Origin of the sequence: Kibdelosporangium phytohabitans, assembly GCF_001302585.1 — a bacterium.
Lineage (GTDB): Bacteria > Actinomycetota > Actinomycetes > Mycobacteriales > Pseudonocardiaceae > Kibdelosporangium > Kibdelosporangium phytohabitans.
Map to the genome: position 1 here is coordinate 2,569,239 of NZ_CP012752.1, position 25,247 is coordinate 2,594,485.

24 protein-coding genes, 4 pseudogenes and 1 riboswitch are annotated in these 25,247 nt (G+C 68.2%); of the genes and pseudogenes, 19 read left to right on the forward strand and 9 right to left on the reverse strand.

Annotated elements, in window-relative coordinates:
• Positions 1 to 71: 71 nt before the first annotated feature.
• The 3 genes from AOZ06_RS11715 to AOZ06_RS11725 all read left to right on the forward strand — a co-directional run bounded on the left by AOZ06_RS11715 (position 72) and on the right by AOZ06_RS11725 (position 2,194).
• Entirely contained in the window at positions 72 to 653 is a 582-nt protein-coding gene (locus AOZ06_RS11715) for a TetR/AcrR family transcriptional regulator (protein ID WP_054289460.1), read from the forward strand.
• Between the two features lie 84 nt (positions 654 to 737).
• A complete protein-coding gene (locus AOZ06_RS11720) occupies positions 738 to 1,967 on the forward strand; it encodes a cytochrome P450 (protein WP_054289461.1) in 1,230 nt (409 codons plus the stop codon).
• Positions 1,964 to 2,194, forward strand: a complete 231-nt coding sequence (locus tag AOZ06_RS11725) for a ferredoxin (RefSeq protein ID WP_054289462.1) — start codon at positions 1,964 to 1,966, stop codon at positions 2,192 to 2,194. The genes AOZ06_RS11720 and AOZ06_RS11725 overlap by 4 nt, the downstream gene beginning before the upstream one ends.
• A 30-nt stretch (positions 2,195 to 2,224) precedes the next feature.
• Here the strand turns inward: AOZ06_RS11725 and AOZ06_RS11730 are convergent, their stop codons facing one another.
• Positions 2,225 to 2,896, reverse strand: coding sequence for a nitroreductase family protein (locus AOZ06_RS11730; RefSeq protein WP_225954844.1), 672 nt, complete (start codon positions 2,894 to 2,896; stop codon positions 2,225 to 2,227).
• A gap of 124 nt (positions 2,897 to 3,020) precedes the next feature.
• On the opposite strand from AOZ06_RS11730, the gene nadD reads away from it, so the two are divergent.
• The 7 genes from nadD to AOZ06_RS56130 all read left to right on the forward strand — a co-directional run bounded on the left by nadD (position 3,021) and on the right by AOZ06_RS56130 (position 7,758).
• Positions 3,021 to 3,635 (forward strand): nicotinate-nucleotide adenylyltransferase, encoded by a 615-nt coding sequence (gene nadD / locus AOZ06_RS11735; protein ID WP_054289464.1) that lies wholly within the window; start codon positions 3,021 to 3,023, stop codon positions 3,633 to 3,635.
• A gap of 67 nt (positions 3,636 to 3,702) precedes the next feature.
• On the forward strand, positions 3,703 to 4,083 hold the full coding sequence (gene rsfS / locus AOZ06_RS11740; RefSeq protein ID WP_054289465.1) for a ribosome silencing factor: 381 nt from the start codon (positions 3,703 to 3,705) through the stop codon (positions 4,081 to 4,083).
• Positions 4,080 to 4,694 carry a histidine phosphatase family protein gene (locus AOZ06_RS11745; protein WP_054289466.1) on the forward strand — a complete coding sequence of 205 codons (615 nt, stop codon included), beginning with the start codon at positions 4,080 to 4,082 and terminating at the stop codon, positions 4,692 to 4,694. The genes rsfS and AOZ06_RS11745 overlap by 4 nt, the downstream gene beginning before the upstream one ends.
• Positions 4,691 to 5,410, forward strand: a complete 720-nt coding sequence (octT, locus tag AOZ06_RS11750) for a diglucosylglycerate octanoyltransferase (protein ID WP_054289467.1) — start codon at positions 4,691 to 4,693, stop codon at positions 5,408 to 5,410. The genes AOZ06_RS11745 and octT overlap by 4 nt, the downstream gene beginning before the upstream one ends.
• Before the next feature lie 11 nt (positions 5,411 to 5,421).
• Positions 5,422 to 6,264 carry a DegV family protein gene (locus AOZ06_RS11755; RefSeq protein ID WP_054289468.1) on the forward strand — a complete coding sequence of 281 codons (843 nt, stop codon included), beginning with the start codon at positions 5,422 to 5,424 and terminating at the stop codon, positions 6,262 to 6,264.
• Between the two features lie 135 nt (positions 6,265 to 6,399).
• The gene (locus AOZ06_RS11760; RefSeq protein ID WP_083471636.1) at positions 6,400 to 7,131 is read left to right on the forward strand and encodes a ComEA family DNA-binding protein; all 732 of its coding nucleotides are present in this window, start codon (positions 6,400 to 6,402) and stop codon (positions 7,129 to 7,131) included.
• 465 nt (positions 7,132 to 7,596) lie between these two features.
• Positions 7,597 to 7,758 carry a hypothetical protein gene (locus AOZ06_RS56130; protein WP_157232976.1) on the forward strand — a complete coding sequence of 54 codons (162 nt, stop codon included), beginning with the start codon at positions 7,597 to 7,599 and terminating at the stop codon, positions 7,756 to 7,758.
• A 274-nt stretch (positions 7,759 to 8,032) separates the two neighbouring features.
• Here the strand turns inward: AOZ06_RS56130 and AOZ06_RS53735 are convergent.
• Positions 8,033 to 8,807 (reverse strand): annotated as a pseudogene (locus AOZ06_RS53735) (IS5 family transposase); the annotation flags it as partial.
• Positions 8,808 to 8,989: 182 nt separating this feature from the next.
• On the opposite strand from AOZ06_RS53735, the gene AOZ06_RS11770 reads away from it, so the two are divergent.
• Positions 8,990 to 11,395 carry a DNA internalization-related competence protein ComEC/Rec2 gene (locus AOZ06_RS11770; RefSeq protein ID WP_054289469.1) on the forward strand — a complete coding sequence of 802 codons (2,406 nt, stop codon included), beginning with the start codon at positions 8,990 to 8,992 and terminating at the stop codon, positions 11,393 to 11,395.
• Between the two features lie 67 nt (positions 11,396 to 11,462).
• On the opposite strand, the gene AOZ06_RS11775 is transcribed toward AOZ06_RS11770, so the two are convergent.
• On the reverse strand, positions 11,463 to 11,915 hold the full coding sequence (locus AOZ06_RS11775) for a MarR family transcriptional regulator (RefSeq protein WP_169798904.1): 453 nt from the start codon (positions 11,913 to 11,915) through the stop codon (positions 11,463 to 11,465).
• Positions 11,916 to 12,077: 162 nt separating this feature from the next.
• Positions 12,078 to 13,334 carry a threonine synthase gene (gene thrC, locus AOZ06_RS11780; RefSeq protein ID WP_054289470.1) on the reverse strand — a complete coding sequence of 419 codons (1,257 nt, stop codon included), beginning with the start codon at positions 13,332 to 13,334 and terminating at the stop codon, positions 12,078 to 12,080.
• Positions 13,335 to 13,345: 11 nt separating this feature from the next.
• Positions 13,346 to 13,460, reverse strand: a riboswitch (SAM riboswitch).
• Between the two features lie 109 nt (positions 13,461 to 13,569).
• On the opposite strand from thrC, the gene holA reads away from it, so the two are divergent.
• The 3 genes and pseudogenes from holA to AOZ06_RS62010 form a co-directional block, all read left to right on the forward strand.
• Positions 13,570 to 14,550 carry a DNA polymerase III subunit delta gene (holA, locus tag AOZ06_RS11785; protein ID WP_054289471.1) on the forward strand — a complete coding sequence of 327 codons (981 nt, stop codon included), beginning with the start codon at positions 13,570 to 13,572 and terminating at the stop codon, positions 14,548 to 14,550.
• Between the two features lie 451 nt (positions 14,551 to 15,001).
• Positions 15,002 to 15,187, forward strand: a complete 186-nt coding sequence (locus AOZ06_RS56135) for a hypothetical protein (RefSeq protein WP_157232978.1) — start codon at positions 15,002 to 15,004, stop codon at positions 15,185 to 15,187.
• A 65-nt stretch (positions 15,188 to 15,252) separates the two neighbouring features.
• A pseudogene (locus AOZ06_RS62010) lies at positions 15,253 to 15,818 on the forward strand (transposase); the annotation flags it as partial.
• A gap of 485 nt (positions 15,819 to 16,303) precedes the next feature.
• Here the strand turns inward: AOZ06_RS62010 and rpsT are convergent.
• The gene (rpsT, locus tag AOZ06_RS11800; RefSeq protein WP_054289474.1) at positions 16,304 to 16,564 is read right to left on the reverse strand and encodes a 30S ribosomal protein S20; all 261 of its coding nucleotides are present in this window, start codon (positions 16,562 to 16,564) and stop codon (positions 16,304 to 16,306) included.
• A gap of 196 nt (positions 16,565 to 16,760) precedes the next feature.
• On the opposite strand from rpsT, the gene AOZ06_RS11805 reads away from it, so the two are divergent.
• The gene (locus AOZ06_RS11805) at positions 16,761 to 17,603 is read left to right on the forward strand and encodes a DMT family transporter (RefSeq protein ID WP_054289475.1); all 843 of its coding nucleotides are present in this window, start codon (positions 16,761 to 16,763) and stop codon (positions 17,601 to 17,603) included.
• Positions 17,604 to 17,627: 24 nt separating this feature from the next.
• Here AOZ06_RS11805 and AOZ06_RS11810 read toward each other — a convergent pair whose 3' ends face one another.
• The 3 genes from AOZ06_RS11810 to AOZ06_RS11820 form a co-directional block, all read right to left on the reverse strand.
• The gene (locus AOZ06_RS11810) at positions 17,628 to 19,157 is read right to left on the reverse strand and encodes a M48 family metallopeptidase (protein ID WP_157232979.1); all 1,530 of its coding nucleotides are present in this window, start codon (positions 19,155 to 19,157) and stop codon (positions 17,628 to 17,630) included.
• Between the two features lie 90 nt (positions 19,158 to 19,247).
• Positions 19,248 to 20,051: a M48 family metallopeptidase gene (locus AOZ06_RS11815; protein ID WP_054289477.1), complete on the reverse strand. Its 804-nt coding sequence runs from the start codon at positions 20,049 to 20,051 to the stop codon at positions 19,248 to 19,250.
• Between the two features lie 3 nt (positions 20,052 to 20,054).
• Positions 20,055 to 20,483 carry a type II toxin-antitoxin system PemK/MazF family toxin gene (locus tag AOZ06_RS11820; RefSeq protein ID WP_054289478.1) on the reverse strand — a complete coding sequence of 143 codons (429 nt, stop codon included), beginning with the start codon at positions 20,481 to 20,483 and terminating at the stop codon, positions 20,055 to 20,057.
• A 62-nt stretch (positions 20,484 to 20,545) separates the two neighbouring features.
• Here AOZ06_RS11820 and lepA point away from each other — a divergent pair, with 62 nt between their 5' ends.
• From lepA to AOZ06_RS61100, 3 genes and pseudogenes are all read left to right on the forward strand, one after another.
• On the forward strand, positions 20,546 to 22,393 hold the full coding sequence (lepA, locus tag AOZ06_RS11825; RefSeq protein WP_054289479.1) for a translation elongation factor 4: 1,848 nt from the start codon (positions 20,546 to 20,548) through the stop codon (positions 22,391 to 22,393).
• Between the two features lie 148 nt (positions 22,394 to 22,541).
• Positions 22,542 to 22,745: pseudogene (locus AOZ06_RS61095) on the forward strand (hypothetical protein); the annotation flags it as partial.
• Between the two features lie 106 nt (positions 22,746 to 22,851).
• Positions 22,852 to 22,929 (forward strand): annotated as a pseudogene (locus AOZ06_RS61100) (hypothetical protein); the annotation flags it as partial.
• A 111-nt stretch (positions 22,930 to 23,040) separates the two neighbouring features.
• On the opposite strand, the gene AOZ06_RS11835 reads toward AOZ06_RS61100, so the two are convergent.
• Positions 23,041 to 23,475: an HD domain-containing protein gene (locus tag AOZ06_RS11835; protein WP_054289480.1), complete on the reverse strand. Its 435-nt coding sequence runs from the start codon at positions 23,473 to 23,475 to the stop codon at positions 23,041 to 23,043.
• A 103-nt stretch (positions 23,476 to 23,578) separates the two neighbouring features.
• Between AOZ06_RS11835 and AOZ06_RS11840 the strand changes: the two genes are divergently transcribed.
• On the forward strand, positions 23,579 to 25,243 hold the full coding sequence (locus tag AOZ06_RS11840) for a chitinase (protein WP_054289481.1): 1,665 nt from the start codon (positions 23,579 to 23,581) through the stop codon (positions 25,241 to 25,243).
• Positions 25,244 to 25,247 lie beyond the last annotated feature (4 nt).

Sequence of the window (25,247 nt, forward strand, 5' to 3'; positions counted from 1 at the left end):
CGCGGTAGCACCTTAGATACTCCCCACGAGTTCGTACCAATGGACCGTTCGTACGGTTTTGAGGAGCGGCAGTGACCGAACCACGCAAACGCGACTCGGCCGCGAGCAAAGAGGCTTTGCTCGATGCCGCAAGGGATTTGTTCGCCGAACGGGGCTACGACCGGACTACCGTACGCGACATCGCCCGGCAGGCGGGCGTCAACCAGGCACTGCTGTTCCGGTACTTCGGCAGCAAGGAGGCGCTGTTCGCGGCGGTTGTCGCCCGATCGGGGCGTGACCAGCTGGCGCAGGACCCGCCGGACCTGCTCGTCGCCCGGATCCTGCGCGGCATGCTCGACAAGGAGCACCAGGGTGACCACGCGGTGCAGATCATGCTGCGGTCCAGCGGTGAGGACGCGGTGGCCAAGGAGATCCACGAGCAACTCGGCCAGGATTACATCCGCGCGTTGTCCGCGCTGACCGGCCAGCCGGACGCCGATCTGCGCGCGCACCTCGTGCTTGCCTGGATCGTCGGGATCGACGTCGTGCGGTCGGTGGCCGGCTCCGAGCCGCTGGCCGGCGCCGACAGCGACGACGTGATGGCGTGCGTGTTGCCCGCTGTCCGGATGTTGCTGGAACAGGTGCGGGATGTACCGTCCGAAACGGACGCGTAGTGCGACCGTGCGTTGACCGTTGGTGACAGCGGCGGTACCTTCGAAGTTGTAAGCAGGCGCTTACAACCGTGAAGGGGCAGGTCGATGACCACCACAGAACACTCGATCGACTTTCCGTTCGGCGGTACCGGCACCGACGACTACGTCGCGCTCGACATCGCGAGCGAGCAGGCCGGGCTCGGGGACGACGAACCGCTGGTCCGGATCCGGCTGCCGTACGGTGGCGAGGCCTGGCTCGCCCGGCGCTACGAGGACGTCCGGGTCGTCCTCGGCGACCTGCGGTTCAGCCGGGCCGAGGCGTTCGGCAAGGACGTCCCCCGGACGTCCGCGCAGATCAGGGGCGACCGCGGCATCCTCGACATGGACCCGCCCGACCACACCAGACTGCGCAAGCTGGCCGCGAAGGCGTTCACCGCCAAACGCGTCGAGACGCTCCGGCCACGTGTCCAGCAGATCGTCGACGCGCTGCTCGACGGCATGATCGCCAAGGGCACCCCGGCCGACCTGATGGCATGCCTGTCGTGGCCGCTGCCGATCACGGTGATCTGCGAGATGCTCGGCGTCCCCTACGAGGACCGCACGAAGTTCCGCGCCTGGACCGACGTGGCGCTGGCGATCACCGCCTACACCACCGAACAGATCGAACACGCGCAGCAGGCCCTCAACGACTACATGGCCGGGCTGCTGGACCAGCGCCGCACCGAGCCCAAGGACGACCTGCTCACCGCGATGATGCAGGCCCGCGACAACGACGACAGGCTCGCCCCCGAGGAGATCGTCCGGCTCGCTGCCGGGTTGCTCGTCGCCGGACACGAGACGACCGCCAACCAGATCGGCAACTTCGTCTACAGCCTGCTCGCCCACCCCGCCGAACTGGCCAAGCTGCGGGCGGATCCCGGCATGGTCAACCCCGCGGTCGAGGAGCTGCTGCGGCACACCCCGCTCGGCGCGTCCGCGGGGTTCGTCCGGATCGCCAAGGAGGACGTCGAACTCGGCGGCGTCACCGTCCGCGCGGGTGAAGGCGTCTTCGCCGACGTCACCGCCGCCAACAGGGACAAGCGCCTCTTCGACGACCCCGACGAACTGCGGCTCGGCCGGCCGGTCAACCCGCACCTGACCTTCGGGCACGGCGTGCACCACTGCATCGGCGCCCAGTTGGCCAGGCTGGAACTCCAGGTGGCACTCGGGACGTTGGTCAGGCGGTTCCCCGGCCTTTCGCTGGCCGTGGACGCCCGGGATGTGCCGTGGAAACATGGCCGCCTGGTACGTGGCCTGCAAGAGCTGCCGGTCACCTGGGCGGAGGTGCGTGAGTGAGCGACACACAGTGGCGGCTTGAAGTCGACCGGCACCTGTGCATCTCGTCGGGGATGTGCGTCGGCATCGCGCCGGACCACTTCGAGCTGGAAGGCGACGGGTCCCACGCGACGGCCGACGTCGTCGACCAGGACGAGGCCGTGGTCGACGCGGCCGAGTCCTGCCCGGTCGAGGCGATCAGGGTGCTCAGCGCGGCAAGCGGAGACCTGGTCGCCCCGGCCGATTAGCAGTGCGGGCCAAGTGGTCGTCCGGGCGTCTCACGCCCGGACGATCACCTGGTCGAGTGACTTGCGCACCAGGTCGGGCACCATCGCGTCCTCGGCCGGGTAGCCGACCGGGATCACCGCGAACGCCTTCTCGTTACGCGGCCTGCCCAGCACCTCGGACAGAAATTTCATCGGGCTCGGCGTGTGGATGAGCGCGCACAACCCGGACAGGTGCAGCGCGGTCAGCAACATGCCGACCGAGATCCCGACCGACTCGTCGACGTAGTAGTGCTTGTGGCTCTCGCCGGTGTCGTCGAGGTAGAAACGCTGCTGGAACACCACGATCAGGTACGGCGCGTCGGTGAGGTGCGGCTTGTGCTCGTCGGTGCCCAACGGCTGCAACGCGGACAGCCACTCCTCGCCCAACCGGCCCGCGTAGGACCGCTGCTCCTCTTCCTCGGCCGCCGCGCGGATCGCGGCCCTGGTCTCCGGGTTGGTCACCAGCACGTACGTCCACGGCTGCTGGTGCGCGCCGGACGGCGCGGTCGCGGCGACGGCGATCGCGTCGAGCACGACCTGCTCGGGTACGGGGTCGTCGGAGAACGCGCGGACAGTGCGCCGCTGGTCCATGCGTTCCCGCAGATCGGCGGAGGCCGCCAGCGACGCCTGCTGCGGCATCCTCGGCGGCTGGTACGGCGTCGGCTGGTAGGGCTGCCCGTGCATGGGTGTCCAACTCCTCATAACCGCCCATCCTGCCTCGATGATCAGGTGAAATGGGCACCCAATTGGGCAAAACGGCAGGTGATGGCCGCACAACGGGTGGTGCTGCCGCGTACGCTCCCGACCTATGTCGGCGAACTGTCGCATCGGGATCATGGGCGGCACCTTTGACCCCGTGCACCACGGCCACCTCGTCGCGGCCAGTGAGGTCCAGGCCCGGTTCAACCTGGACGAGGTGATCTTCGTCCCGACCGGCGAGCCGTGGCAGAAGGGCGACCGCGAGGTCAGCCCGGCCGAGGACCGGTACCTGATGACGGTCGTCGCGACCGCGTCCAACCCGCGCTTCTCGGTCAGCCGCGTCGACATCGACCGCGGCGGGCCGACATACACCGTCGACACCTTGCAGGACCTGCGGGCCGCGCGGCCGGACGCGGAGCTGTTCTTCATCACCGGCGCGGACGCGCTCGCCCAGATCCTGGGGTGGCGGGACGCGGAGAAGCTGTTCGGCCTCGCCCATTTCATCGGCGTGACCAGGCCCGGGTACACGCTCGACGACCACCACCTGCCGGACGGCTCGGTCAGCCTGGTCGAGGTGCCCGCGATGGCGATCTCGTCGACCGCGTGCCGCGACCGCGTCGCGCTCGGCGAACCCGTCTGGTACCTGGTTCCCGACGGCGTCGTGCAGTACATCCAGAAGCGGAACCTGTACGCCGAGCGCACCATCGGCTGCCGCCCGGAATAGTCCGCGCCCCGATCCGCGCCGCCGGGTACCCTCTGTACTCATCGTTGACGGCCGGACAAGGAGAGATGTGGCTGCTACGCCCGACGCACGAAAGCTGGCGCTGGTGGCGGCCAACGCGGCTGCCGACAAGCTGGCCAGTGACATCGTCGTTCTCGACGTGTCCAACCAACTCGTGATCACCGACTGCTTCGTGATCGCCTCAGCACCGAACGAGCGACAGGTCGGCGCGATCGTCGACAACGTCGAGGAGAAGATGCGCGAGGCGGGCACCAAACCGGTCCGCCGCGAAGGCGCCCGTGAGGGCCGCTGGGTGCTGCTCGACTTCGTCGACGTGGTCGTGCACGTCCAGCACACCGAGGAGCGCTCGTTCTACTCGCTCGAGCGGCTCTGGAAGGACTGCCCGCGGATCGAGTTCGAGCCCGACGGCCCGGGGCAGGAGACGACGTGACGCTTCGCCGCCTCGTGCTGTGGCGGCACGGGGAGACGGACTACAACGCGTCCAGCCGGATGCAGGGGCACCTGGACTCCGCGCTGACCGAGGTCGGCTGGAACCAGGCGCGCTTCGCCGTGCCCGCGCTGGCCCGTTTCTCCCCGGACCTGGTTGTGGCGTCCGACCTGCGGCGAGCCACGGACACCGCGACGGTGTTCGTGAACGCGACCGGGGTCCCGCTGCGGATAGACAAGCGTTTGCGTGAGACGAACCTCGGCGACTGGCAGGGCATGACCGGTGCCGAGGTCGACGCGTTCGCGCCCGGAGCGCGTGCCCACTGGCAGAACGACGCGACCTGGGCGCCACCGGGCGGCGAGTCACGGGTCGAGGTCGCCGCGCGTGCCGTCGAGGTCGTGACGGACCTCGACGAGGGCGGCGAGGAGACCGTCGTCCTCGGCACGCACGGTGGCCTGATCACGGCGTTGACCGGCAAGCTGCTGGGCCTGCCGGTGCAGAACTGGCCGCTGCTCGGCGGCATCGGCAACTGCCACTGGACGGTGCTGGCCAGGCGGGAGAGCACCGGTCTGGCCTGGCGGCTGATCGCGTACAACGCCGGTATCACCGGATGACGAGTCTGCTGTTCTTCGGCGACTCGCTGAGCTTCCACGGGCCCGACGGCCCGATGCCCGCCGACGATCCCCGGCTGTGGCCGAACGTCGCGGCAGCCGAGCTGGGCGGGACGACGGACCTGGTCGCCGGGTTCGGCTGGACGGCCCGTGACGCGTACTGGTCGCTCGTCGGCGATCCCCACGTGTGGACCCTGTTGCCCAAGGCGGACGTGCTTGTTCTCGGCGTCGGGAGCATGGACACGCTGCCCTCACCGCTGCCGACGTACTTGCGGCAGGGCCTGCGGTACGTGCGCCCTGACGGCCTGCGCCGCTGGGCTCGTGCCCGGTATCTGGCTGCTCAGCCGTGGCTTTCCCAGGCCATGCGGGGGCGTCCGGTCGCGTTGCCGCCCGCGTTGACCGTCCGCTACCTGGACCTGATCCTGACCTCGATCCGGGCGTTGCGGCCGACTTTGCCCGCGGTCGGTGTCCTGCCGCCCGTGCACCGTTCGCCCGCGTACCGGGGCGTGCACACGGGCCGGACGCCTGGCGTGACGGCCATTTCCCGGTGGGGCGCGTCAGCCGGTGTCCCGTTGCTCGACCTGGCCGCTCTGACCGGCGACCACGTGATGGGCGGGCACGGCAACGTGGACGGGATCCACTGGGGGTGGGACGCGCACAAGGCAGTGGGCCGGGCTTTGGCCGAGTCGGTCGCCTCCGCCGTCCCGGAATCCACGTAGGCTCGTCGATCATGGCTGTTGTCGTCGTCACCGACTCCACAGCGCACCTGCCGGAGGGCTTCGCCGCCCGCCACTCGGTGCGCGTGGTGCCCCTGCACGTCGTGATGGACGACCGGACCGGCCTGGACGGCATCGACATCGGCCCGACCCAGCTGGCCGCCGCGCTCTCACAGCGCTTGGTGGTCACGACCTCGCGGCCCTCCCCGCACGAGTTCGCGACGGCCTACCGCGAGGAACTGGAGGCGGGTGCCTCGGCTGTCGTGTCGGTGCATCTGTCCCGGCACCTGTCGGGGACGTGGGACTCGGCACGGCTGGCAGCCGAGGAGGTCGGTGCCGACAAGGTCCGGGTCGTGGACGCCCGGACCACCGGCATGGGGCTGGGCTTCGCGGCGTTGCGCGCGGCTGCCGCGGCGGTTGACGGAGCCAAGGCGCTCGATGTCGAAGCCGAGGCGGTGACCACTGCCGCCCGCACCAAGACGTACTTCATGGTCGAGACGCTGGAGTACCTGCGGCGAGGTGGCCGTATCGGTGCGGCAGCGGCCCTGGTCGGCACAGCGTTGGCGGTCAAGCCGGTGCTGCACGTGGCTGACGGGCGGATCATGCCGCTGGAGAAGGTCCGCACGACCGGCCGCGCGCTCGCGAGGCTCGTGGACCTGGCCGTCGATTCGGCGGGCAGCGGCCCTGTTTCCATTGCCGTGCACCACCTTGCCGCTCCGGAGCGGGCCGCTGAGCTGGCCACGCGGCTGGAGGAACGCCTGCCGCGCTCGTCCGGGTGTGTCGTGTCCGAGCTGGGCGCGGTCATCGGCGCGCACACTGGTCCCGGCGTGCTCGGCGTCGTGGTCCTGCCGGACTGAGCGCCTACCACAAACCACCGACATTCCCGCCGGAAAAGCCACCGCCGGACCGCACTTGTCCACAGCGAAGAGTTGTCCACAGCGGCGGAAACACGACCAGGGCGCCCACCCCCGAAGCGGCCTAGCGTCGAAGGCATGTTCAACGTATCGGGACGCAAACACACAACCGAGTTCGACACCCGAGCCCGTCTGCGCCAGCTGGCCGAGGCCCGTGACAACACTGTCCCCGCGCAGCCCGCGCCAGACTGGATAGACGAGACGCCACCGGAGCCCCAGGCCCCACGCACACTGGTCAAGGCGCGTCTGGGCAACCTCCGGCTACCGGTCGTCGCCGCGGCGGTAGTTGTCGTCGCGGTATGCGCGACCGTCGGAATCCTTGCGGCGCAACCGGAGAAGGAAACTCCACCGCCGTTGCCCGCTGCGGCGACCAGCAGCAGCGCCCGTCCCGTGACGGGGCGGATCGTGGTGAGCGTCGTCGGTCGAGTGCCGAAACCAGGCCTCGTCACGTTATCCGAAGGCGCCCGTGTCGCCGATGCCGTCGACGCGGCAGGCGGAGCCTCCGGCCCGGACGCCTTGGCCCTGAACATGGCCCGCCGCCTGTCGGATGGTGAACAGATCTACGTCGGCATCCCACCGCCACCGGAGGCAGTGACTGTCCCCCAAGCCAAACCAGCCAAAGTGGACCTCAACACCGCGACCGTCGCCCAGCTCGACGGCCTGCCGGGAGTGGGCGCGGTGACGGCCCAGCGCGTCATCGACTGGCGCACCGAGCACGGCCACTTCACGGCGGTGGAACAACTCCGCCAGATAGAAGGAATCGGCGAAACCCGCTACACCAAACTGAAGGACCTGGTGACCGTACGATGACCATCCCCTTCCTGCCCACCGGACACAGCTGGCCCCTCACCCCGACGCACACCTTCTGGGCGACGGCGCTGCTCGGCATCTTGCTCGTCTTCAAACTCCGCCTGCCACCGTAGAAGGCCAGGCTGGGTTCGCATCCCGCCGGTGGTGGGGTCCGCGACTGACGGTCAACGCCCGCTTGGCCAGTCGTAACGAGGCCTTTTCGGTTGGCTGAGGGGCCCGAATTGCCCTTGGGAGCTTCATCCCGCCTGACCGTGATCACACATGGCCCAGTTTCGGCGTTGAGCGGTTTCACCCGCAGGTGTTGGAAGAGCGCATCCGTGAGCGGGGGCAACCTGCCAGGCCGCTGCAAGCCGTTGACGGGCACGCCGCCGTGCGGGCCGTGGCCGACCGGTCCTCCTACCGGCTCAGCATTGATCAGGCGCGGATAGTGCGGCGTCTCGGCCTGCGCCCTGCCCAGCGTTCAGCGTGCGGGCAGCGGCTGCGGTTCCGGGCATCGAGGTGGACGCGACCCCGCGGCTGCTGATCAGGTTCGCCGACGGGCACCGGGTCGAACCCATCGCCAGGGGCCGGTACCGCTTGCACGCCTACGCGGCTTGCCGCGCCCACCACCCACGGCACCGCCGCTGACCGACCACGCCCGTCACACCCTGCTGGGAGTGGTACGCCCACCACGCCATGGTGGTGGACCGGTTGCATAGCTCAATGGCGGTGAACGCCATGCCAGTGCTGGGCTCGTCCGGTTGGTCGTGGCTGAGTCCGGTGTGACTTCGGTCAGCGTCAGTTCACGCAACAGCGCGCGCTGTCCGGTCCGCTCAGCCCGTTGAGGCGATGGGCCAGCGGGTGGTGCTCGCACTCGGATGCGGCCTGCCGCCGCCGAGTGGGCCCGAGTCCCATGTGGTTGCTTTCGGAGTTTCTTGTAACAGGTGAGTGTGAGGAGGACGCAGAAGTGGTTGGCGTAGCGGATTTTGAACCGGTGGTAGCCGAACAGCCAGGCGATGGTTCGTTCGATCACCCAGCGGTGTTTGCCGAGCTTGGTGCTGGACTCGATCCCTTTGCGGGTGATGCGCACGGCGATGCCCTGATCGCGTGCCCAACGCCGGAGGTCGATGTGGTCGTAGGCCTTGTCGCCGTGAAACTTGGCCGGTTTGCGGCGGCGGGTTCCGCGCCGGGACCTCACCGTGGGGATCGTCATCACCAGGGGTTTAAGGGTGTAGGAGTCGTTGGTGTTGGCGGCGGACACGGCTACAGACAAGGAATCCGGCGCGGTCGGTTGGCACGTGGATCCTCGGTCCGGTCTTGCCGCGGTGGACCGGGTTCGGTCCGGTCATGGGTCACTTTGGCCCGGACGGATGCTCCGTCCAGGCCCGACCCCGACCAGTCGATCATGCTTTGGCTGCGCAACTCGTCCAACCCCGCACGGTGCAACGCCACCACAAAACAGCTTTGGTCCACTCGGAGAACCGGCGGTGCACCGTGGGCACGATGACCCCGAACGACGGTGGCAAACCGCCAGGCACAGCCACTGGTCAGCACAAACATGATTGCGGTAACACGGCACGGTCATCCACCGGCGCCGTCCCGCCACCCTGCGGACGCGCGTCAAACCCTGGAATCAACGACCTTGCCAACGCACACAATTCGTCCGGCACCAACCGCTGAGACAGATCGTCCACCACCTGAGTGACCATGATCAACAACGTGGGACACCCCCTTGGTGGCTCGGACACCGTCCCGTGATTCCGTTGACGAAAGGATTTTCCTTGGTGCCAATGGTTTCTGTCTTCGCATGTCACCTCCCGGACTGATCACCCACCGGCGGTGTCAGTCGATTCCACGCCGGACCAACAGAAGGAGGTGAGTGCGTTTGCTGAACCGCGATGTGCTGGAACCGCTGCGGACGCGTGACTGGCGACTGGCACCGGCCGCCGTCGTGGTGTGGCTCGCGGGTTTCACAGGCTTGCTGGTCAGTTGGTGGCTCGCCGTCGCGATCGGGGCTTTGGGCGGGGTGCTTGGACTTTGCCTCCTTCGCGGGTGGCTGCCATCGGCGTGGCTCGACGGGGACGCGCGAAGCCGCTGGTTGCGGCGGGGGATGGGCTGGGCCCTGGTGGTGTGCGGCGCTCTGTCCGTGATGCCGACCGCGCTGAGGTTGCGTTCCTGGGAACAGGATCCGCTTCGGGCACATGCCGCACGGGGCGAAACAGCCCGGCTGGCAGTCGTCTTGGCCGACCGGCCGCGGCCGATCTTCTCGGAAGGGTTCGGTGGGCAGCAGGCCGGTGCGCGACTGGCGTCCGTGTCCGCGGACGTGCGTCATGCGGAGGTGAAGGGACAGGCCGTCCCGTCGACGGGTTCGGTCCTGCTGCTCGTTCCGTTGAGCGGGTGGGGAAACCTGTTGCCTGGGCAGGAACTTCGTACAGAGGGTCAGCTCGCGCCTGGTGACACGGTGGTCGCCGTGCTGCGCGTTCGCGGACCGCCGAATGGCGTCACACCCGCGCCGGTATGGCAGCGAGCAGCCGAGGGGATGCGCGCTGGGCTTCGTGCGGCAGCGGGTGATGTGCTGTCGGCGGAATCCGCTGGGCTGTTGCCCGCGCTGGTGGTCGGTGACACATCCGGGTTGCCGCATCGTGTGGTCGACGAGTTCCGTGCGGCCGGGATGGCGCATCTGCTGGCCGTCAGTGGCGCCAACCTCGCCATCGTGGGCGTGGCGACCTTGCTGTTGCTGCGGACCATGCGCCTTGGCCCGCGGTCGTGCGCGGCGGGTGCCGGGTTGACGCTCCTGGGCTTCGTCGTGCTGGCCGGGCCGGAGCCGAGTGTCCTGCGCGCTGCTGTGATGGGCGGCGTCGGGTTGCTGGCGCTGGTGGTCGGGCGTGAACGGGCCGCGTTGCCCGCGTTGGCGGTCTCGGTCGTCGTGCTCGTGCTGCACGACCCGGCGATGGCCACGAGCTTCGGATTCGCCTTGTCGGTACTGGCGACTGGTGCACTGGTGCTGCTCGCCACGAGGTGGACGCGGTCGATGACCGGACGCGGTGTGCCACGGATGATCGCGGAGTCCGTGGCGGTTCCCGCCGCGGCCCATCTGGTGACGGCGCCGGTCGTCGCGGGGATGAGTGGCCAGGTCAGCCTGGTGGCGATCGGGGCGAACCTGCTGGCGGCGCCGGTGGTCGCGCCGGCGACCGTGCTGGGTTTGCTCTCCGCGCTCGTCGCGGGGCCGTTGCCGTGGCTCGGTGAGGTCTTCGCCTGGCTCGCCGGACCCGCGTTGTACTGGATGATCCAGGTCGGGCGGCACGCCGCCGCGATCCCCGGCGGAGCACTGGAGTGGCCCACCGGATGGTGGGGCGGGACGCTGCTCGCGTTGGTCCTCGTGGCCATTCTGCTGCTGGCTCGGCTCAGACGAGTGCGTGTCCTGCTCGTCGCGGTAGCGGTCAGCCTGCTGGTCGTGTTGGTGCCAGGGCGGGTATTGGCGCCGGGATGGCCGCCCGCGGGATGGTCGGCCGTCGCCTGCGATGTCGGTCAGGGTGACGCGGTCGTCCTGGCGACAGGTGAGCCGGAGCGGGCCGTCCTGGTCGACACCGGACCCGATCCCGGTGCGGTCGCCGGATGCCTGGACAGGCTCGGAGTGTCGAGGATCCCGTTGGTGATCCTCACGCACCTGCACGCCGACCACATCGGTGGTCTGTCGGCAGTGCTGGACGAGCGTGAAGTCGGCGCGGTGGCTGTCGGCTCCGGCAGGTTGCCGGTGTGGGCATGGCGGGATGTGCGGTCACGGGCCGAGCGGTCGGACGTACCGGTGATGTGGCTTGCCACGGGACAACGATTGGACTGGCCGGGTTTGCGGATCGAGGTGCTCGGCCCGCACAACGCCGACACCCGTCAGGAAGGAGAAGCGAGCGGTACGGAGATCAACAACGGATCCCTGGTCATCAGGGCGACAACCGGCGGCGGACGGATCCTGCTGACCGGTGACGTCGAACTGGCGGCACAGGCCGACCTGCTGGACAACGCGACTGACCTGACAGCCGACGTGCTCAAGGTCCCGCACCACGGAAGCCGGTACACGGCAAAGGAATTCCTGGACGTCATCCGGCCGCGCATCGCCGTGATCAGCGTCGGAGCGGGAAACCGCTACGGCCACCCGAACCCGACGACGGTCGCACGCCTGACAGCGGCGGGCGCCATGGTCCTCCGCACAGACCAGGACGGCGACATCGCGATCACCGGCGACTTGTCCGTAGTCCGCCGCGGCGACCCACGCGGACCGCCGCACTAGACAGGGAATGCCGGGCGCAGCGGTGGGACCTTGCCGGATGTCGTTCGACGGCAAGGTCCCCGTGGCTTCACCGTTCGGTGAGGCGGTCGGTTTCCTCGCGCAGGACCTGAACGGTCTGTTCGGCGAACCTGTGCAGGGTTGCGACTTGATCGTCGGTGTAGGCCGCCAGGACTTCCGCCGTCCGTGCCGACAGCGGGGTGTAGAGATCCACTGCCTGCTGGGCACGTTCGCGCACCGCTGTCACCAGGACCTGGCGACGGTCGGAGGTCGACGGTTCCCGGTAGGCGAATGCCGCCTTCTCCAACCGGTCGACCACCGACGTGATGGCGCTGGGGGAGAGGCGCAGTTCCGCGGCGAGCTCGCGGGGTGTCCGAGGCCTCCGTAACAGCAGGAGAAGGCACTTCAGGTCGGTTCCGGTGATTCCCAGCCTGCTCGCGACGGCGTCGCCCAGAGCCGTGTTCAGCTCGGCGGCTTGCTGCTGGACCGCCAGCAGCCGGGTGATCACGTCAGGGTCGGCCACCCACGATCTCCCCTCACTCGATTCCGCCGCAACGAAAACGACCGTCTCGCGGCGTTCTCCACGGTTGCCCACTGTGAGGAGGATCCATGCATGCCAATGCTCGGGGGCGGACATGGGTCGAGGCCTCCGCCGAATGAGCGGCGAAGGCCTCGACCATGTGGTCTACAGGCCGAGCGCGCGGTGGACCGCGTCCGCCGACGGCGGGACGGTGGCGCGCGGGCCGACCTTGTTCTCGATGGCGTCCAGGGTCTTCAGGCCGTCACCGGTGATCAGCAGGACCGTCTCGGCTTCCGGGTCGAGCTTGCCGGCCTCGATCAGCTTCTTCGCCGTCGCGACGGTCACGCCGCCCGCGGTCTCGGTGAAGATGCCCTCGGTGCGGGCCAGCAGCCGGATGCCCTCGACGACCTCCTCGTCGCTGACGTCCTCGATCGCGCCGTTGGTGCGGTTGACGACGTCGAGCACGTACGGGCCGTCGGCGGGGGCGCCGATGGCCAGCGAGCGGGCAATGGTGTCCGGCCGGACTGGCTGGATGACGTCGTGCCCTGCCTTGTGGGCGGCGGAGACCGGCGAGCAGCCGGTGGCCTGGGCGCCGAAGACGCGGTACGGCGTCTCATCGACGAGGCCGAGCGCGCCGAGCTCGCGGAAACCCTTGTCCACCTTGGTCAACTGCGAACCGGAGGCGATCGGGACGACCACCTGGCCGGGCAGTCGCCAGCCGAGCTGTTCGGCGACCTCGTAGGCCAGCGTCTTCGAACCCTCGGCGTAGTACGGGCGGACGTTGACGTTCACGAACGCCCAGTCCTCGTGCTCCGCGGCCAGTTGCGTGGCCAGGCGGTTGACGTCGTCGTAGTTGCCGTCGACGGCGATCAGCGCGCCGTCGTACACCGCTGTGGTGAGAATCTTGGCCCGCTCAAGGGAAGACGGGATCAGCACGACGGATTCCCAGCCGGCGCGAGCCGCGGCAGCCGCGGTCGCGTTGGCGAGGTTGCCCGTCGACGGGCAGGCCAGGACCTTGAAGCCGAGCTGACGCGCGGCCGCGAGTGCGACGGCGACAACGCGGTCCTTGAAGGAGTGCGTGGGGTTTCCGGTGTCGTCCTTGACCCACAGGCTTTTCACGCCGAGCGCGGCGGCGAGGCGGTCGGCCTTCACCAGCCTGGTCAGCCCGGGCTCGGTGTTGGGGTGGGTGTCCACATCGGACGGAACGGGCAGCAGGCCGCGGTAGCGCCAGATGTTCTTGGGTCCCGCCTCGATGTCCTCGCGCCGGATCCGGTCGAACGAGTAGGCGACTTCGAGGGGGCCGAAACACTCGGCACAGGCGAATTCCGGTGCCAGCGGGATCTGGTGGCCGCATTCGCGGCACGACAGTGCCCTGGCAGGTCCGAGGTCGAAGGTGGTTGGCGCACCGACTGTGGTCGTCATCGCGAGGTATCTCCTCATCTTTCCGGCTTTCACCGGTCGGAATTGGCACCGTGATCGCCACCTGAACGGTGAACGCCGGTTGCCGGGGCTTCTTCGGGCCGATCCCTCTGCCCCTCTGGATGAGCAATGTTCAGTTGTGGGTGTTCTCAGCAGGACACGTTACGGCACGGCCCTTACCCGATGCCACCCAAGGCGCCCAGAATCCGGGACTCCGGCGCGTGGCAGGATGCTCGGTGTGAACGCCCCGGCTGTGACGCCCGAGCCGCTGCAACTGGTGCTGGGCGAGGAAGAGCTACTGGTAGATCGCGCGGTCCGGGCCGCGCTGGAGGCCGCGCGGCTGGCTGATCCGACCGCGGATCTGACCAGGGTCCGGGTGGCTGAACTCACAACGCCGCAACTCACCGAACTCGTCAGCCCGTCGCTGTTCGCCGAGGCGCGCGTGGTCGTGCTCGAGGCGGCGCACGAGGCGCACCAGGAGATCGCCGACGCGATCATCGCCTACGGCAAGAACCCGGCGGAGGGCGTCGTACTGGTGGTGCTGCACTCCGGCGGCGGGCGCACCAAGGTGGCCAAGGCCCTGCCGGCGGCGTTGAAGAAAGCGGGCGCCAAGGTGACCGAGTGCCCGAAGATGACCAAGGCCGCGGAGCGCGAGGAGTTCGTCCGGCACGAGATCCGCGTGGCCGGTGGCCGTTCCGACGCGGCGGCGGTGGCCGCCCTGATCGAGACGGTCGGTTCGGACCTGCGCGAGCTGGCGTCCGCCGCGGCCCAGCTGGTCGCGGACACGGACGGCAAGGTCGACGAGCAGGCCGTCCGCAGGTACCACAGCGGGCGGGCGGAGGTGAACGGCTTCGCGGTCGCCGAGAAAGCGGTGGTCGGCGACCTGCCAGGAGCACTTGAGGCACTGCGGTGGGCGATGCAGCTCGGCGTGCCCCACGTCCTGGTCGCGGACGCCCTCGCCGACGCTGTCCGGACAGTCGCGCGTATCGCCCCCCTCGGCCGGATCGACCCGTTCAAATCAGCCGGTGAGCTGGGCATGCCGCCGTGGAAGATCCGCAAGGCGATGGCCCAGACCCGCGGCTGGCACCCCGCGGGCCTCGCCGACGCGATGCAGATCGTGGCCGCCCTCAACGCCGACGTGAAGGGCGCCGCCGCGGACGCGGGCTACGCACTGGAACTCGCGATCATCAAGATAGCCAGAGCGCACCGCCGCGTCTGAAAAGAAAACGGCCCTGGCGGTGGAGGAAATGCTGCCTCCACCGCCAGGACACCCCCCTCGGTGATGGTCATGAGGTCCGATTCAAGCCAGGCCAGACGGGTCGCGGCCGAAGCTACTGATCCCGTGCGCTGAGCGGCGCACCCCATTGTCCTGTCATTGCGACCCCTTTCAGATCGACGCTGTTGCACCTGCTGAAGCCAGGATGGAAAACCGTGGTCCAGCAGCCGTTCGGATGACCGGAAAAACGGGGCGGAAACCGTGCGGAAACCATTCAGCCATCACTGCGGCCCACCCCAGCGCGCGCAAAGTGCACCCTGGCCAGTGCGAAGCAGTACCAATGGGACCACCGGCAAATCCCGTTGTCCACAACCTGCCAGTAACCTCCTTGACCAGCTGTTATCTCGATAGACTGGGGCAGGGACTTCCTCCGGGTCGGGACTGTGAGCGAGTGGTGTCACTCCTGATCTTGGAGATGCACCTGATGATCGACATGATCTCCGGTGTGCCGAACACCGAAGACGCCGAGGACGCCGAGGACCCGAAGCTCGCTGCTGATGGTCTGGATGGCCTGGACGAGCAGCTGATCAACCAGTTGGTTTCCCGGGCGAAGGCCGGTGGCCCGCAATTTGACCGGTGAGGGCCGGGGTGTCGCAGCAGTTGACCAAACGGCTGCTGGAGTCGGCGCTGGACGGCGAGATCACCGATGTGCCGACGGTGGTCTGTGACGGGTTGACCGGGTTGCCGGACGCGATCACCACCGTGGGGCCGCGGGCGATCACGCGGACGTGCGTCGTTCACCTGCTGCGCAACAGCTTCCGTTACGCGGGTCGTCAGCACTGGCAGGACATCGCCACAGCCCTCGAACCGGTGTACACCCCACCGACCGAAACCGCCGCCCGGCAGCGGTTCGCGGAGTTCGCCGAGGCCTGGTGAGCCCGCTACCCAGCGATCGTGCGGTGGTGGGACAACGCCTGGGCGAAGTTCGTGCCGTCCCTGAGCTTGATCCGGAGATCCGGCGGGTGATCTGCTCGACCAACGCCATCGAATCGGTGAACGCCCGCATCCGCCGCGCGCCTCAAGGCCCGCGGGCACTTCCCCCACGAGCAAGCCGCGTTGAAGTGTGTCTACCTGGCCATCATGAGTCTCGACCCGACCGGCACCGGCCGCAAACGCTGGACCATGCGCTGGAAACCCGCCGCAACGCGTTCGAGATCGCCCTCGAGGGCCGCCTGGCTGCCGGACGCAAGTGGCCCCTTGGCCCGACCTGAGTTACACACTTGTTTGGCAGACCCCCGGCTTGGGCGGGGGACTGTTTGTACGGGTGTAGGGGTTTGCGTGGTGAGGTGGGGATTCGGGCGGGGTGAGTGGCGGCGGGGGTTGCGGGCCATGTGGGGTGGGCTTTGGGCGATGGTTCCCACACGGGCGAGCGCGGTGTGCTGATGGTGAGGTTTGCGCGGGGATGCCGTGACGCGGGGGTGTGTTGCTGGTGCGGACCTGGGAGGCGTCTTCGGTGTGGGTGGCGTCGCGGATCCAGTGCAGGCGGTTTCTTGATGTGCCAGTGGTTGCGCAGGTAGGGGACTGTATGTGTAGGTGCGAGTGAGTCTCGTCAAAGTTGACCGCAGTGCGATTCGGCTTGACTGGTGAAATCGCGCTGGGACTGCGCATCCTCAAGGCGTTCGAGCGGTTTGGCGCCGGGCAGGTATGCGGAAAGGGGCCCGCGCCGGGTGGCGCGGGCCCCTTTCCGGAGCTTGTGTCAGAGGCTGTTGGCGCGCTTGGCCAGTGCCGACTTGCGGTTGGCGGCCTGGTTGGCGTGGATGACGCCCTTGCCGGCTGCCTTGTCGAGCTGGCGGTTCGCGACCTTCAGCAGCTCGATCGCCTTGTCCTTCTCGCCGGCGTCGGCTGCTTCGCGGAACTTCCGGATCGCCGTCTTCACCGAGGACTTCACGGACTTGTTGCGCAGGCGAGCGGCCTCGTTGGTCTTGATGCGCTTGATCTGGCTCTTGATGTTGGCCACGCTTGTACTCCTCAGTGTCGCTATCCGGGTTGTCGTACCGCGACCTTCTGCTGGCCCCGCGAGCGCGGGTCTCCTCCTGGGCGGAGTGCCGCACGGCACGACTCGGAAAGGGTAACAACCCGTCACCGCCGCCGACGAATCCACCCCCTGGGAAACCCGGTAACGCCGTTGCGCCTGCATGTACGAGGGTGGGGATGTGGATCTCGTCGCCGTTGGGCTTGTCCTGGTCGCCGCGGTCGCGCACGCGGCGTGGAACTTCGCCGCCAAGCGAGCGAGCACGGGTGGGGCGCTGTTCGTGTGGCTTTATCAGGCCATGTCGGCTGTCATTTGCCTGCCTGTCGCGCTCATCGCCCTGACATACGCCGAGCCGCAGTGGAGCTGGCTGTTCGTGGCGGGTGTGAGCGCTGTGCTGCACGTGGCGTATGGGCTCGTGTTGCAGCGCAGCTACGCGGTTGGAGACATGTCGGTCGTGTACCCGGTGGCGCGGGGTAGCGGTCCGTTGCTGTCGGTCATCGCGGCTATGGTCTTCCTGCACGAGCGGCCGGGGCCGTGGGCGTTGGTGGGTGCTGCGCTGGTCGTGGCGGGGGTGTTCGTCGTCGGTCTCGGTAAGAAGCAGGTGTCGATCGGCCCGAGCGTGTTCTACGGCGGACTGACCGGCGTCACGATCGCCGCCTACACGCTGTGGGACGCGCACTCTGTCAGAACCATGCCGCCGCTGATCTACTTCGCCACCGGCGCTGTCTTCCAAAGCCTCATCCTGGCGCCGGTCGCGGCCCGCAACGGCGGCCGGGTCGTGGAGTTGTGGCGACGGCACAAGGTCGAGGTCCTCGTGATCGCCGTCCTGTCGCCTGCCGCCTATATATGCGTGCTGTACGCGATGCGGATCGCGCCGGTCAGCATGGTCGCGCCCGCCCGTGAGCTGTCGATCGTGTTCGGCAGCCTGATCGCGTGGCGCTGGCTCGGCGAGCCGGATCCGGTCCGGCGGCTCACCGGCGCGGCCGTCGTGCTCGCCGGGGTCGCGGCGATCGCCCTCGCCTGACGTGCACCGGCGGGTTCCGGACGCTCACCCGCCCTGCGCGTCGTAGGTCCACTTCGAACTCACCGGCGCCGTCACCACGGTCGGCTCCTCGCCGGCCGGGAAGACGTTCGCGCGCGCGATCCATTCACGCAGCACCGGCATCTGCCGCGGGTCGCTCATCGCGGGCCTGACCAGCTCGAGGACGTCCAGTGCCGCGCCGCCGTCGATCCGCAGCAGCTTCGGGCCCGACCAGTCGAGCTGGTAGTGCGCGCGCCCGGCACGGATCAACGCGCTGCTGATGGCGTCGGCGACCAGGCTGGTCAGCACGTCGGGGACGGCTTCGGCACGTTCCCGCGGGCTGAGGTCGTCATCCAGCACCTGCGACGCGATCAGCTCGCCCTTGCCCTGCTCGACGGCGGTGAGCACGTCGGCGAGGCTTCCCGTGCGCGACAACCCTGCTTGCTTGACCACGTCGGTCAGCACGCCCGCGTTGTTCTCGGCGATCGTGGCGCCTGCCAGCCGCACGATCTCCTCCCACGACGCGTGCGGACCGAGGTCGTTGATCAGCAGTTGGCTCTCCAGCCGCGGGATCGCCTGGTCGGGCTGGATCAGCAGCGCCCACGCCGGGCGGGTGTCGCTGGCCTGGTCGGGTTCGGTCATCTGGTCGATGGTCGAGATCCGCACCCGGATGGGCGGGTGGCTGTCGTATTTGGACGCCGGTTCGGTGTCCAGCATCTCGCCCTGCACCTCGGCCAGCTGACGGCGGCGCGTGTCGTTGGTCAGGTAGGAGTGGAAACCCATCAGCAACTGGGGCGTGCGGCCCGCGTGCGGGACCATGCCGACGTAGCTGCGGTTGAAGTGCGTCCACGCCAAGGCCATCGCGGGGATCTTGCCGAGCGCGGTCCGCGCGGCCGTCTTGCCCGCGGCGCGCACGGCGAGCACGTCCGCCTGCAATTCCTGTGCCCTGTTGGCTGACCGTGCGACGACGAAGTACAGCTTCATGTACATCCGGAACAGCCAGCCGATCGGGCCGTCCAGCCGTTCGACCGTGTGCGCCATGGTGGCCGATGCGCGGTAGGTCACAGCCGCGTACTTGGTGTGGCCGTGGCTGTAGTGACCGAGTTCGTGACCCAGCACGGCCCGCAGCTCGCCGACGGTCATCCCGGCCAGCAATGGCAGACCGATCTCCATGTACCGGCGCCCAGGCCGTAGCCCGAGAAGCCTGCTGTCCTCCCATACCGCCGCGTTGACCTCCGGTACGAGACGAATCTCGTCAGGTCCACGCGTGCTGGCGACAACGGCCAGCTCGTCGATCATTTGCCACAACGCGGGCTGCTCGGCGCGTGTGATCACCGCGCCATGCGGCTCCGAGCGTTGCTTGAGCACCTTGTACAGGGCTCCACCGATGGCGAAGATCGCCACCCCGGCGATCGCGACCAGCTTGATCCCCGCCAGCCTGCCCGTCGCCAGTGCGTAGATCGCCAGGCCCGCCAGACCGGCGATCAGCCCGATCAGCAGGACGAAGAACCCGGCGAGCAGCACGACGGACAAGCCCGCGCGCAGTCGTACCCCCACAGTCCACCCCTTGAAGAAATGTGCAGATCCCCCGACCCGGCGCGCGGAAGTGTGCCCCGGCGGGCGCTCATTTGTCCACAAGGAAATGAGTCATTCCGTTTTCGTTTCGACCTCGTCCGGGGGCCTGGGATCGTTCGCGGTGTGCTCGGGGCCGAGTTCCTCGAACAGTTGCCGCTGGAGGTAGGGCAGCGATTTGTCCGGTTCGGTGAGCAGTTCCCACGCCGGTTCCGCCGAGGTGGTGACCGACGCGTTGAACCGCTGGATCAGGTCCGGTGTGCGCAGCTGGTAGGACACCTGGGCGGCGGAATGCCGGAATTGCCGCCATGCCGTTTCCAGTTCGGGCATTCGGGCCAGCGCCGACGTCGCCACGGCCTCGCCCGCCGCCGAGATCGCCACCTGTTCGGCCTGTTCGTGGCGTGCGCGCAGGCGCGGTTTCGTGATCAACCGGTACGGCAGCATGATCGTGCGCGGCAGCCGTGACTCCCACACCGATGTGACGGTGGAAAGGGCCAGGGCGTGGCCGGTCACCGCACGCAGTTCGCCCGCCGACAGCCCGCCCAGCAGCGGCAGCCCGATCTCCAGGCACCGGAAACCGCCCTGTTCACGCACGGCGGTGCGCATGTCGGGACCCAGCCGCAGTTCGTCGGGCGTGCGGGTCTCGGCGATCTCGGCCACCTCGTCGACCATCTGCCACAGGTCGGGGTGCCGTTTGCGGTTGATCCAGGCGCCCTGCTGCCCGGCGCTCGCCTTCCTGCGCAGTACGTAATGCGCGAACAGCCACAGCAGGACGACGATGGCAGCCAGCACCGCCCAAGTGGTGCTGAGGACCACCGCGACGGCCGTGAGCACCCCGGCCGCGAGTGCCACCAGCAGCGCGAGGTACCCGGCCAGCACGGGTCAGCCCCTGGCGCGTGCGGCGATGGCCGTGGCCACGCGTTCGAACCGGTCGGGTTCCAGCACCGCGCCTTCCCGGCGGATGTCGTCCTCCTCCAGTTCGTACATCCGGCTGAGCAGCACGAACGACTCCCGGCCGTCGCGGTCCCACGGGCCGCTGCCAAGGCCGACCCAGCCGCGCTGGCCCTCCCGGTCCTTGCTGGACAGCATCACGGCCAGCAACCGCTGACCGTTTCGTCCGATCACCAGCAACGGCCTATCCTTACCCCTGTCTGGGTCCTCCTCATAGGGAACCCAGGCCCAGACGATCTCGCCCGGATCCGCGAGGCCGTCGAGGTCGGGGGAGTAGTCCAGGGTCGAGCCGGGCTCGACGACATGCACCTGCCGTACGTAGCCGCGAGAGGGCTTGGGGTCTTCGCCGGGATCACGCACGCGGCGAGCGTACTGGTCATGGGACTATTGAGCGGTCAGGCATGCAAACAGCGAGGGAATCAGTGGCCACGTTCGCCGATACGACGTTCACGCCGCCGGAGCGCATCCGGAACTTCTGCATCATCGCGCACATCGACCACGGCAAGTCGACCCTGGCCGACCGGATGCTGCAGCTCACCGGCGTGGTCGAGGAACGCGCCATGCGGGCTCAGTACCTGGACCGGATGGACATCGAGCGTGAACGCGGCATCACGATCAAGGCGCAGAACGTGCGGCTGCCGTGGGTGGCCGACGACGAGGAAATCGTCCTGCACATGATCGACACCCCCGGGCACGTGGACTTCACCTACGAGGTGTCCCGCGCGCTGGAGGCGTGCGAGGGCGCGATCCTGCTGGTCGACGCCGCGCAGGGGATCGAGGCGCAGACGCTCGCCAACCTGTACCTGGCGCTGGAGAACAACCTGGCGATCATCCCGGTGCTCAACAAGATCGACCTGCCCGCGGCCGATCCGGAGAAGTACTCGCGTGAGCTGGCGCACATCATCGGCTGCGAGCCGGAGGACGTGCTGAAGGTGTCCGCGAAGACCGGGCAGGGCGTGCGCGAGCTGCTCGACGAGGTCGTCCGCAAGGTCCCGCCGCCGCAGGGCGACGCGGACGCGCCCGCCCGCGCGATGATCTTCGACTCGGTCTACGACACCTACCGCGGCGTCGTGACGTACATCCGCGTGGTCGACGGCAAGATCACCCCGCGTGAGCGGATCCGGATGATGTCCACCGGTGCGGTGCACGAGCTGCTCGAGGTCGGCATCATCTCGCCGGAGCCCAAGCCCAGCGTCGGCCTCGGCGTCGGTGAGGTGGGCTACCTGATCACCGGTGTGAAGGACGTCCGCCAGTCCAAGGTCGGTGACACGGTCACCTCGGAGCGCAAGGGCGCGACCGAGCCGCTGGCCGGTTACCGCGAGCCGCGGCCGATGGTCTACTCGGGTCTGTACCCGCTGGACGGCTCGGACTACCCGGACCTGCGTGAAGCGCTGGACAAGCTGCGGCTCAACGACGCGGCGCTGACCTACGAGCCGGAAACCTCGGCGGCGCTGGGCTTCGGCTTCCGCTGCGGCTTCCTCGGCCTGCTGCACCTGGAGATCACCCGCGACCGCCTGGAGCGCGAGTTCGGCCTCGAGCTGATCTCGACGGCGCCGAACGTGGTCTACCGCGTGGTGACCGACGACGGTGAAGAGACGACCGTGACCAACCCGTCCGACTGGGTGGACGGCAAGATCATGGAGGTCTACGAGCCGATCGTGAAGACGACGGTGATCTGCCCGAGCGAGTTCATCGGCACGGTGATGGAACTGTGCCAGGCCCGCCGCGGGCAGCTGGGCGGCATGGACTACCTCTCGGAGGACCGGGTCGAGCTGCGCTACACGATGCCGCTCGCGGAGATCATCTTCGACTTCTTCGACTCGCTGAAGTCGCGCACCCGCGGCTACGCGTCACTGGACTACGAGGAGGCGGGCGAGCAGACCGCGAACCTCGTGAAGGTCGACATCCTGCTGCAGGGCGAACCGGTCGACGCGTTCAGCGCGATCGTGCACAGGGACGCGGCGTACGCGTACGGCACGAGGATGGCGACGAAGCTGCGCGAGCTCATTCCGCGACAGCAGTTCGAGGTGCCCATCCAGGCCGCGATCGGTTCCCGCGTGATCGCACGGGAAACGATCCGCGCGATGCGCAAGGACGTTCTGGCCAAGTGCTACGGCGGTGACATCACCCGCAAGCGCAAACTGCTGGAGAAGCAGAAGGAAGGCAAGAAGCGGATGAAGATGGTCGGCCGCGTCGAGGTGCCGCAGGAGGCGTTCGTCGCGGCGCTGTCGACCGACGAGGCAGGCGACAAACCCAAGGGCAAGAAGTAGCGCGGATCCGCATTGGGAAACCCATGTTTGAACAGCCGTCTGGTCCACTTGGCAGCATGACGAAAAGGCGGGACCATGACAGCGGTGGTGGTCGAGTTTCCGGGTTGACCAGGGCCGCTCACGGTCGAGGACCTTGAGCGGATGCCCGATGACGGCCGCCGCTACGAACTGGTGGACGGGGTGCTCTCGTGAGCCCCGCCCCGGGAACCCGGCACCAGAAGGTCATCATGCAGTGGGGGACAGTGTTGAACCTGGCCTGCCGGACGAACTGCATGTGCTGCCCGCGCCGTACGCTGTACGGCCGAAACCCGACACGGAGGTGCAGCCCGACCTCCTGGTCACCCGTGACGAGGACGTGACCGAAAAGCTGCTCCCCCGGGCGCCCTTGCTGGCGGTGGAGGTGCTGTCGCCGAGTTCGATCATCGTCGACAGCAATCAAAAAGGCGGCGTACCGCGAGATGGGCACGCCGAACTACTGGATCATCGATCCGCTCGCCGGGCGGCTGTGGGTCTACGAACTGGACGCGTCCGTTGAGTACGTCCAGATCGCCGACGTGCGTGGCGAGGAAGTGTTCGAGGCCGAACAGCCCTTCCCGGTGCGGGTTGTCCCCGCGAGACTGTTGGGGACGCTGTGGAACCAGCCTTGGTCAGCCGGTCAGCTCGTCCAGCAACCTGATCGCCTCCGCGTATTTCGCGCGGAGGCGATTCTGGGTCAGCTCGGGCAGCGCGGCGAGCCGGACCGGATCGGTGTTGTCGCCGATGTCCGCGCGTTTCACTTGCACGGCAACGGGATTCGCGGCGACGCGGCGGAGGTAGTCCGGCATCGCCTCGCCTTTCACCTTGCTCAACGCGACAACCGCGGTGACGACGTCCTCCGGGCAGCCCTGTGCGCGTAGGTCGTCAGCGGTGATCGGCGTGTCCTCGATGACGTCGTGCAGGACCGCGGCCATCTGGGCGGGCGCCCCTTCGACCCGGGCCATCACTCGCAGCGGGTGGTCGATGTAGGGCTTGCCGCCCTTGTCGACCTGGCCGGCGTGCGCTTCCCGTGCGATCCGGATCGCGTCGTCGAGTACGAACGTCATGTGCGCACGGTACCCGCGCCAAGTAGGGGTTGACAGCGACCATTGGTCTAGTCCATTTTAGTGGTGTAGACCACAAACCGGGCGCGGGTGTGGAGAAGAGAACATGGTCAGCAGGGCCAGGCGGCTGTTGGCAGCCGTCGTCACCGCTATTGCCGCGCTCGTGGTGGTTCCAGCCGGACAGGCCGGTGCCGCCAACATCGTGAACAACCCCGGTTTCGAGACCGGCACGTTGTCCGGTTGGACGTGTACGGGTGCGACGATCGTCAGCACCACCGTGAGATCCGGTACCCATGCCCTGGCCGGTACGCCGAGCGGGCAGGACTACTCGCAGTGCACGCAGCAGGTCGCCGTGCAGCCCAACACCGCGTACAAGCTCAGTGCGTGGGTCAACGGCACCTACACCTACCTCGGTGTGAACGGCAATGGCCTCACTGACCGCAACACCTGGTCGCCGACGACCGGGTGGAAGCAGCTCAGCCTCGACTTCACCACCGCCGCGTCGACCACCAGCGTCTCGGTCTACCTGCACGGCTGGTACGGCCAGCCGACGTACTACGCCGACGACGTCTCGCTGGACGGACCTGGTGGCACGCCGACGATCCCGGCCGCGCCGACGGGTTTCTCCGCCTCCGCGTCGAGCCCGACGAGCGCGAGTCTCTCGTGGAACGGGCCGTCCAACGCGACGAGCTTCCGCGTGTACCGCAACAACCAGCTGATCGCCTCGCCGACCGCGAGCACGTACACCGATTCCGGCCTCACCGCCGAGACGACGTACAGCTACCAGGTCAGCTCGGTCAACTCGGTCGGTGAATCCCCCAAGACCACGTCGGTGTCCGTGACGACCCCGGGCACCGGCGGTGGCAACCCCGGCGGCCCGCTGCCCAAGCACGTGCTGACCGGCTACTGGCAGAACTTCTACAACGGTGCCCGTGCGCTGCGGCTCGCTGACGTGCCAACGACGTACGACATCATCGCGGTCTCCTTCGTCGACGCGGTCCCCGGTCGCAACGGCGGCGTCAGCTTCACGCTGGACTCCGGTCTGTCGTCGCAGCTCGGCGGCTACACCGACGCCCAGTTCCGCCAGGACATCAAGACCGTGCAGGCACGCGGCCAGAAGGTGATCATCTCGGTCGGCGGTGAGAAGGGCACGGTCTGGGTCGGCGACGCCAACGCGTCGAACAACTTCGCCACCGACGTCAAGGGCCTGATCAGCAGCTACGGCTTCGACGGCGTGGACATCGACCTGGAGAACGGCATCAACGCCACCCACATGGGCAACGCGTTGCGCAGCATCCACGCGGGCGGCGGCAAGGTCATCACGATGGCGCCGCAGACCGTGGACATGCAGTCGACCCAGGGCGGCTACTTCCAGCTGGCGCTGAACATCAAGGACATCCTGACCATCGTCAACATGCAGTACTACAACTCCGGCACGATGCTGGGCTGCGACCAGCAGGTGTACGGCCAGGGCTCGGTCAACTTCCTCACCGCGCTCGCGTGCATCCAGCTGCAGGGCGGCCTGCGTCCCGACCAGGTCGGGCTCGGTCTGCCCGCCTCGCCGAGCGGCGCGGGCGGCGGCTACCAGTCGCCGGGCAACGTCAACAACGCGCTCAACTGCTTGGCTCGCGGCACCAACTGCGGGAGTTTCAAGCCGAGCACCACATGGCCGGGCATCCGTGGCGCGATGACCTGGTCCATCAACTGGGACGCCTCCAACGGCTACCAGTTCGCGAACACTGTCGCACCGCACCTCGACACCCTGCCTTGAGAGG

Excerpts from the sequence above, each read along its gene's own strand:
- AOZ06_RS11835 (WP_054289480.1), bottom strand. The coding sequence starts at position 23,475 with ATGACGTTCGTACTCGACGACGCGATCCGGATCGCACGGGAAGCGCAC.
- AOZ06_RS11760 (WP_083471636.1), top strand. The coding sequence starts at position 6,400 with ATGTTCAACGTATCGGGACGCAAACACACAACCGAGTTCGACACCCGA.
- octT (WP_054289467.1), top strand. The coding sequence starts at position 4,691 with ATGACGAGTCTGCTGTTCTTCGGCGACTCGCTGAGCTTCCACGGGCCC.
- AOZ06_RS11730 (WP_225954844.1), bottom strand. The coding sequence starts at position 2,896 with ATGCACGGGCAGCCCTACCAGCCGACGCCGTACCAGCCGCCGAGGATG.
- nadD (WP_054289464.1), top strand. The coding sequence starts at position 3,021 with ATGTCGGCGAACTGTCGCATCGGGATCATGGGCGGCACCTTTGACCCC.
- AOZ06_RS11755 (WP_054289468.1), top strand. The coding sequence starts at position 5,422 with ATGGCTGTTGTCGTCGTCACCGACTCCACAGCGCACCTGCCGGAGGGC.
- AOZ06_RS11720 (WP_054289461.1), top strand. The coding sequence starts at position 738 with ATGACCACCACAGAACACTCGATCGACTTTCCGTTCGGCGGTACCGGC.
- AOZ06_RS11840 (WP_054289481.1), top strand. The coding sequence starts at position 23,579 with ATGGTCAGCAGGGCCAGGCGGCTGTTGGCAGCCGTCGTCACCGCTATT.
- thrC (WP_054289470.1), bottom strand. The coding sequence starts at position 13,334 with ATGACGACCACAGTCGGTGCGCCAACCACCTTCGACCTCGGACCTGCC.